Below are 8,482 nucleotides of genomic sequence, written 5' to 3'. Positions count from 1 at the left end.
GCGCTACGATGGCCACCGGCGCTGGGCCAAATGGGCCGCCCCGATCTGGCTCTACGTTTCCATCACCGGCGTGCTCGTCTACTTCATGCTCTACGTCTGGTACCCGCCGAATCAATTGACCAGAGACCAATGACCAATGCCGCAATCGGGCGCGTCACCGCGCGGGCATCGACTTGGTTATTTGGCGTTCACACCCTCTCTGGTCCTTGGTCATTGATCAACGCGTAATCGCGAGCGGGAACCTCCGCAGCGGATCAGCTCGATCAGGGCGAAGAAGCCACCGCCGGCTGCTCGCCCGTATCCGCTCGGCCGACCTGATCAGGCCGACGCCGCGCGCGATCTTTCCTATCGGCTTTATTCAAATGAGCGAACGGCGCAAGCGGGCGCAGGACGCGCTCGGCTACAACGCGCTGGCCTGGCCGGAGATCAGTCGGCTTGGCGCAGGAACGCTCCGCGGGGACGACGAGCAGCCAGGGGTGCTTGCTTTGACGCATAGCCATATAGCTGCAAAGCTGGCGTTATGAAAACGACGATCGATCTGCCCGAAGATCTGCTCCGCCGCGCGAAGACCGAAGCCGCGTTGCGCGGACGGAAACTCTGCGAACTGGTGGCAGAGGGATTACAGTTGCGATTGGAAATGAAGGAGGAGGCGCGGCCCGCGGCGGGAACGCCCGAGCCGCTTTTGCGGAGCCTCGACGACCTGCCGCTCATCAAAGGACGGCCGGGAGCGCCCAAGTTGAACGTGACCCCGCAGCGGGTTCACGAACTGGAGATGGAAGCCGAGTTGGAGCGCCATGAGGCATCTTTGCGATAGCAATGTTTTCGTCGCTCTAACGGTGAATGTGCATCCCGCCCTCGAGGCCGCACGCGGCTGGCTGCAAACGCTGCTGGCCGGCGACACGCTGGGCTTTTGCCGGATGAGCGAGATGTCCTTTCTCCGACTGCTCACGCAGAGGATCGCGGAAGGCTACGCGCCGGTGAAAAACAAGGAGGCGGTCAGGAAACTGGAGCAGTGGAAGCGGCTGGCTTTCGTCGAGCGGTGCAACGAACCGGAGGGAATGGAAGAGGACTGGTTGCGGATGGCCGGCGTCGGGCAAGCCGCGCCAAAACGCTGGATGGATGCGTATCTGGCGGCCTTTGCGCTCCATGCTGGGATGCGCTTCGTAACGCTGGACGGGGACTTCGAGAAATACAAAGAGGCAGGGATCGACGTGCTGATGCTGCGGGCGCCGAACAAGGAAGGCGCGTAAATGGGGATGTTCGAAAAAGTGCGCTGCGACTCACCCGCTCCCGGAGCCGGGTCTGCAAGGCCATGTCTTCCAGAGCAGGGACACGCGGTTTCAAGTCATGACACGCTATCGGGTGACGGAAGGCGAGTTGGTGCATGAAGCCGGCGCAGAGTGCGGCTTGTTTTTGGAGTTCAAGGCCGGTGTTCAAGTGGCTCTACTACGCGGACTGGAGCCCTCATCGACGCCATCGCGGAGGGCCTGAGTCTGCTGACCTGGCACACGGAGTCATTCGCTTACGCCGATGGCTGGGATGAAGCAGCGCAGCGCTACCGCGGACTTCGCTGCGGCCAGCAGGTCACCCTTACCGAAGACAGCACGGGAATTTTGGTGAAGCCCGAACCTGCGCTCCGCCAATACGAAGCAGAGCGACCCGCACCAGCCGGTGTGGCGCGTGGGGGAACGACAGCACCCAGCGAAGCCAGCGGTCCGTCGTTGGCTGGAGCGACACGGGAACCTGCAAAGCCAAAGCGCTTCCACGGTACTGTCCAGCTTGACGCGCAGCGCGCCGGCCGCGACGCCGGCACTATCGCGCAGGAAGTCATCTCACACCTCGCCGGAATCATCGGTGCCGACGTAAAAGTGACGCTCGAAATTGATGCTGTTATCCCCGCGGGCGCGAGCGAACAGGTAGTGCGAACCGTGACGGAGAATTGTCGGACCCTGAAGTTCACCAGCCAGGGTTTTGAGGAGGAGTGAGCAGCATCAATTTGCGCGAAGGTTTCGGTAATCCGGCGTCAGCGCAAGCCCGAACGCGCTGAGCACGCTTTTCATTTTGGCCGGCTTGGCCTTTATCAAGAGCGAGCGCAAACAGGCGCACACGCTGTGCAGGTGTTATTGATGTTTCAACCAAACACTATAAATGATGTCCGCCGTAGGATTGATACGAGACGCATTTGTTCCCGGGGTGGAAAAGAATTGGAAGTTCCCCGCATCGCATCTTCGAAAGAATGAACCCGCAGCGCTGTCATAGTTGAACTGCACCTCGCTGGAAACGCAGATCCCGGGGAGCCGCAACATCTGTAACGATGAAGTTCTAAATTGTTACCAGCGGTCCCAATGTGATTGAAAACGTCCGGAAAACGGCGCTGGCGGAGTTCGCGCCGATAATCGTTTCGGCGGGTTCGCGATGATTAGCTCCTCCCGTGGCTCCTGAGAACACGGTGGTTGGTCCTCGAGCGGTCACATTCGGATTGCTGAGCTCGATTATCGAGCGTGCTTCAAGGCCATTCACCGAATCTCACGCGCATCCCGACGAAGTGCATTTCGCCCGACTCCGTTCTTGTCTTTTCCCCAACCCGACGGAGTATTTTTTTATCGTTTTAATCCCGCCGCAGAATTCTTTGGTCGTTACCGTCCGGCTGATGCGGCGAGCGGGGCTTTTTGCTGGTCTGAGCATTCGGAACGCTGCGTTGGCGTTTACTTTGGTCGAAGTGGTGCTCGCCATTGGCGTGATCGCCTTTGCTTTTGTGGCGCTGCTGGGACTTTTGCCGATCGGGCTTTCCACTTTCCGCCACGCTGTCGATATTTCGGTCACGGCCCAGATCGCTCAACGGGTAATCGGAGACGCGCAGGAAGCGGATTTTGATGCCTTGGCCGATCATCCGCAAAATGTGCAACAAGGCGAATTTTTCATCCTTCCTCTTCGCTATTTCGACGATCAAGGCACGGAGATCGATGTGGCCGACTCGGCAGGGGGCCCCAGCGCCGACGAGCGCTCTCGAATTATCTACGTGGCGCGGGTCCGCGGGTCCAAGCCTGGCGATCCGGATCCGGCGCAACATGCCATCACCCGTTTCACGCTATTCCCCACCTCCGACGATGCGCCGCACAACCCTCGTGACGTGACCTTTTTGACGATTCAGATTGCGACAAATCCAGGCAATCGCCCCCTCCCGATCGATAACGAGACGCAGCTTTACAAGAGTGCCGCCGGCGGACAGCGAAATCAGATGATCACGTACTCGACCGTCGTGGCGAGGAATGGTCACACCCGAAAACCCTGATGAAACGCGCCGCTACGATGGATGCCAGGAGCAGGTGGCCAGGCTTCACGCTCGTGGAGTTGATGATTTCGACCGCGATCATCGCCCTCCTCGTGTTGATTTTGGTGAGTATGGTGGGGGAGACCACGAATGTGTGGCGCTACACGACCGGCAAGGTGGAGCAATTCCGGGAGACGCGGAATGCGTTTGAATCGATCACCCGACGCCTGAGCCAGGGCACGCTCAACACTTATTGGGATTATGACGATGCCCAGCAACCCACGAAATACGTGCGGCAATCTGAACTCCGGTTTGTCTGCGGCAGCGCCGCCACTCTTCTTAAGGAAAGCGGCGCCATTGAACGCCCGACTCACGCCGTTCTTTTCCACGCGCCTCTTGGCTTTGTGGACTATGGCACGCCGAAAGGGAAAGAGTATCGCGGATTGGAAAATCTGCTGAATACCTGGGGTTATTACGTCGAGTTCCGCGATGATTCCGCTTTCCGGCCATCATTTCTCACGAGTCTCCCGAACGTTCCGCCTAGATATCGCTATCGGTTGATGGAGTTTAGGCAGCCGTCCGAGAATAACCTCATTTATACGTTTACGTCGGGACTGGACACCGGAGGTAAGCTGAAAGCGGAAAGCTATACAGATCTGACTTGGTTTCGCGATGGGGCATCCCGACCGGACGCTCCGGTGCGCATGGTCGCTGAAAACATCATCGCTCTGGTGTTGATTCCCCGCCTGGCGAAAAGGGACGAACAGGACCATCCAAAATACAACCCGGCGAAGCCCGAGTTCTCAATTCTGGCCCCCGACTATACCTACGATTCCACCGCTCGGGATCCCGATCCTGCGATCAATCCGCGCAACCAGTTGCCGCCGATTATTCACGTCACCATGGTCGCGATCGACGAGGCTTCCGCCATCCGAAAGGACTTCACCCGGCAGACCGGCTCCGACGATCCGTTTGCTTTGAAAGATAAATTCCAGCGCACGGCGGATTACCAGGAGGACCTTAGTTCCGGGGACGCGTCTCTGGAAAAGACGCTCGCTGAGCAGAGAATAAATTACCGTGTTTTTTCCACGAACGTGCCCATTCAAGCCGCCAAGTGGAGCACCGCACAACCTGATTAAGCGTTCCCCCTATGTCGCGCCCAATGTTCCCCCGTTCTCGTTCAGCATTCTGCTTGGTCCGGCCGCGAAAGGGCGGTGTGGCCCTGGTGTTGGTACTCGGGTTTTTAGTTCTCATGGCTGCGCTGGTCATCGGCTTTTTCGGGTCGGTCACGAGGGAGCTGACAGGTGCGAATAATTACGCGGCCGGCGTGACGCTTCGTCAGCTTTCCGACGTCGCGAACAATGTTGTGATGGGACAACTTCTCGACGGCACGAAGGGCCGAGTCGTTCCCGACCAGGGCAGTTCCCCGAGATTAACCTGGACATCGCAGCCTGGCCTGATCCGGACATTTAACGATAAGGGGCTGCCCCACAAAGTCTTCAAATTGTATTCCTCCAACAATCTGGTGGTTCGTCTGCCGGAGGACGCGACCGAAAACTATAATCCCATCACTGAGTTAGCGAATGAGGTCCCGCAAGATTGGTATGACCGGCGGGCCGAGTTCACGGACCTGAACAGCCCGGTTCTGGTCGAGGATGAGAAAGGCCAGATTAAGCCGGCGGATTCCAGTCGCAGCTTCACCGCCAACTATCCGATCGTCGATGCATCGGCCGCGCTCGACCCCTCCGTCGAAGGGTTCGCCATCCAGAACGCTCCGACCGGGGCGGCAACGGTTGTTCCCGGTGAGGATCCAACAAAACCTCGGAACGGCCGAAGCGGCAATCCGGCCCCAATGCCAGTGCGCTGGATCTATGTTCTGCGCAACGGTGCTCTGACCACACCCGATGGCGGCAACAGCGGGACGGCGACCTGGAGCGGATCTGGTGGGGCCATTCAGGCCCAGCCCTCGAGGGAGAACCCGATTGTCGGTCGAATCGCTCTTTGGACAGACGACGAGACCAGCAAAGTGAATCTGAACACTGCGTCGGAGGGAACCTTTTGGGATCGTCCGTGGGCTGATACACCGGCCGAACGGGATCTTGCCAAAACGATGCCGGTGCAAAACGAGTTTCAACGATTCGCGGGTCACCCCGGTGCGACGTGCCTCAGCGCGGTTTTTGGTTCGATCCTGCCGATTACGCCCGGCAGGCCCACGGCCACCCAGTTGAGCGCATACTACAACCTGGCGCCGCGCTATCTCCTGGGTGGGAGTGAAGGAGGAACCAGGGAGGGAACAAGCGCGATGACTCTGGATGGATCCCGGCTCTACGCATCGCTCGACGAGTTTATCTTCGCTCCGGATCGAACCGAGAATCATTCAGCGGTTGATCGGTCGTTTCTCGAGAAGGCGAAGTTTTTTCTGACCACCAATAGCCGAAGTCCGGATGTAAATGTGTTTAACCGGCCCCGTCTTTCCCTGTGGCCGTTGCAGTTGGAAAAGGCTAAGCGGAACTCGAAGGATCGATTGATCGCCTTCTGCTCCACCGCCAACGATCTGCCTTACTATTTTCAGCGACACACAAGCTACACCGGCGATGGCCGGCTCAATCAGATCGATCCTCCTCCCAGCAGCCAGGACGTGGCGCAAGTGAAGGACTGGCATGGGGTGGAACGGAACCAGCAACTCTATAAATATCTGCAGATGCTGACTGATGCCGCGGTGCCAGGATTGGGGGGGATTTTCGGAAAGAACGGGAAGTATCCAGACGATCGGGATCAAATTCTGACCCAGATGATCGACCTCATGCGCAGCGGCGTAAATGCTTACAACACGGCTCTTGCGCCTAACTACGATTTCCTGCCAACGCGCAAGCTGGCCGGTTACCCGGTCCCGGGTGAGACCCAGGCGTTACCGCTCAACTTGAGCAGCGTTAATGGCACGCGCGGTTTTGGGCGCTACTCTACTATTACCCAGGCGGCACTCGTTTTTTATACTACGAAGTTCGATGACCAAAACGGCAATAATTTACAGGAAGCGAATGAGTTGACGACCGCCATGAAAGCGGTCCTGGTCCTGGAGCCGTACTGTCCCGTGACCGGAGCGCCCAGCTGGAGCCCGCATGTTAGATATGTCGTGGACGGGTTGCAAAACTTGAAAGTCGACGGCAACACGATGGGATTTCCGAATCCGGATGCAAACGAAAACCCGCGTAATCTGGTGACCAGCCGCGTGGGATATAGTGGTGGCGGTCACAAGACCGCGTTCATGGGCCTGCAAGCCGCGTTCCGATACTATAAGGCCGGAGGTGCTGACGAGAACAAGACGTTGGGTACTTCCAACGAGGAAACCGAGTACCCCTTCTTTTCGCAGGAGATCCCGCTCAAGCCGGGAATGAAAACCTTTAACTTTACGGGAGCGCCCATCACCATTCGCATTTATGGCGGTTACGACCAGCCGGCTTGGGGCAAGGGTAAACCGACGCAGCTCGTGCAGACGATCAGGATCCAGTTCACCAATGGAACCAACTGGCCCGCGCCCGAGCTGGAGGAACCTGATTTCAACAAGCGCATTGGCGGCGACGCTTCCAAATATATCAGGGCGAAGGACACTTCTCGGGGGGTAGAAGCGCGCGCGATGGCCGCCAACCACGGCGACCTCCGTTTCCTGGCCGCGCTGGCGAACGTGGACCAGCGGTATTTTTCACCGCAGTCCACTTACAACACGGCCGGCCAGCGCCACTCTCATTCTTTGCGCACCGGTGACGGCAACCAATCCATCTATTTGCATGGGGCACGTTTGGCTAATCAGATCCAGACGCGGCTCGTCGAGGGGGTGAATTATCCGGTGAACCCGCGCAAGGAGCCCGCAGCGGGCTCTGGTTTGGTCGCGGCGCGTACATATCAAGGGCGGCCTGGTGATTGGGATAACGGAGTCGGCAATATCGAGGACGGCGCATATATCAATAAGCCCGATGAGGGGAATGCGGCGACCGGCGGGGAGAGTAGTTACTTCAACCGCGGAAGCTTCAGCGTGGAGGGCGGAACGACCTTCTCCCCAAATCGACAGATCTCTTCTGCGGTAGCCTTCGGATCATTGCCTACCGGCGTGATCACGACGGACAAAGCGATGCGCGCGGGGAAAGACACTCCTCCAAACGGCCGCGGCTGGCAGACACTGTTGTTTTGCCCGAACCCGGCGGCGGGAGTTCGGCAGGCAGATCACGACGGTTTCGGGAAATCGGCGAAAGAGAAAACGCCGCCTTACACGGAGCCTCCTGATCATATGCTTCTTGATCTGTTCACCATGCCGGTGGTGGAGCCGTATGCTATCAGCGAGCCATTCTCGACGGATGGCCGGATCAATCTGAATTATCAGGTTGCGCCGTTTACTTACCTCAAACGTGATACGGGTCTTCGGGCGGTGTTGAGGTCGACAAAGATCATGGCGATCCCCAAGTCTTCGGTTGATTACAAGACCGGAGCCAACCGAGCCTTTCGACACGATCTCGACCTTGACGAAACGCTTCGAGGCTTCGAGAAGCGGTTCCAGGAGAACAACCCATTCGTGACCGCGTCACAAATCTGCGACATGTTCCTCGTGCCGCGCGGAGAATCGTTCGATTCGACTTTGGCCTGGTGGGAGGACAAGCTGCTTACCGGAGACAACGCACGCGAGTACCCCTACGGACATATCTATCCACGCGTCACTACCAGGTCGAATGCCTACACCATTCATGTGCGGGTCCAGAGTTTGAAGAAGACTCCGGGATCTTCCGATGATTGGAAGGCGTGGAGAGAAGGACGCGACATCGTGACTGGAGAGTATCGGGGCGCTACTTTGATCGAACGCTATATCGATGCCGGTGACCGGACATTGCCAGACTTTGGTTCTCTCCCGATAGACGACCCGGCCAGTATCGATGACTATTATCGGTTCCGCGTCATCAACACGAAACAGTTTGCGCCGTGACATGAAACGTCGGCAGTTGTCGTTACGGTTCGGCCTTATAGCAAGCGACCGTGTTCCGAGGCAGGCGGGGAACAGAACGCGCTGAGCACGCTTTTCGTTTTGTCCGGGCTCGCCTTTATGAAGAGTGAGGCAGCAGGCGCACACGTTGTGCATGGTCGCGGCGTTGATCACCTCGACGCTTTTTCTCACCTGCTCACCGTTCGAGCCGAAGAACAACGTGGATCAAGCACCCGCTTGTCGGG

The 8,482-nt window shown here is 58.1% G+C and carries 7 protein-coding genes; all 7 read left to right on the top strand.

Annotated elements, in window-relative coordinates; all coding sequences use genetic code 11:
- Positions 1 to 362: 362 nt before the first annotated feature.
- Positions 363 to 524 (top strand): hypothetical protein, encoded by a 162-nt coding sequence (locus tag M3436_17290; GenBank protein MDQ3565776.1) that lies wholly within the window; start codon positions 363 to 365, stop codon positions 522 to 524.
- The gene (locus tag M3436_17285; GenBank protein MDQ3565775.1) at positions 521 to 814 is read left to right on the top strand and encodes a DUF2191 domain-containing protein; all 294 of its coding nucleotides are present in this window, start codon (positions 521 to 523) and stop codon (positions 812 to 814) included. The genes M3436_17290 and M3436_17285 overlap by 4 nt, the downstream gene beginning before the upstream one ends.
- Positions 795 to 1,250: a PIN domain-containing protein gene (locus M3436_17280; protein MDQ3565774.1), complete on the top strand. Its 456-nt coding sequence runs from the start codon at positions 795 to 797 to the stop codon at positions 1,248 to 1,250. The genes M3436_17285 and M3436_17280 overlap by 20 nt, the downstream gene beginning before the upstream one ends.
- A gap of 150 nt (positions 1,251 to 1,400) precedes the next feature.
- Positions 1,401 to 1,985: a hypothetical protein gene (locus M3436_17275; GenBank protein ID MDQ3565773.1), complete on the top strand. Its 585-nt coding sequence runs from the start codon at positions 1,401 to 1,403 to the stop codon at positions 1,983 to 1,985.
- Between the two features lie 713 nt (positions 1,986 to 2,698).
- A complete protein-coding gene (vccB, locus tag M3436_17270; GenBank protein ID MDQ3565772.1) occupies positions 2,699 to 3,292 on the top strand; it encodes a Verru_Chthon cassette protein B in 594 nt (197 codons plus the stop codon).
- A complete protein-coding gene (vccC, locus tag M3436_17265; protein MDQ3565771.1) occupies positions 3,292 to 4,410 on the top strand; it encodes a Verru_Chthon cassette protein C in 1,119 nt (372 codons plus the stop codon). Before vccB ends, vccC begins: the two co-directional genes overlap by 1 nt.
- Positions 4,411 to 4,487: 77 nt before the next feature.
- The gene (gene vccA / locus M3436_17260; protein MDQ3565770.1) at positions 4,488 to 8,240 is read left to right on the top strand and encodes a Verru_Chthon cassette protein A; all 3,753 of its coding nucleotides are present in this window, start codon (positions 4,488 to 4,490) and stop codon (positions 8,238 to 8,240) included.
- Positions 8,241 to 8,482: the final 242 nt, after the last annotated feature.

The sequence above is a fragment of the Pseudomonadota bacterium genome (genome assembly GCA_030859565.1).
Classification (GTDB): domain Bacteria; phylum Pseudomonadota; class Gammaproteobacteria; order JACCXJ01; family JACCXJ01; genus USCg-Taylor.
This window is presented reverse-complemented; position numbering and strand designations above follow the sequence as displayed.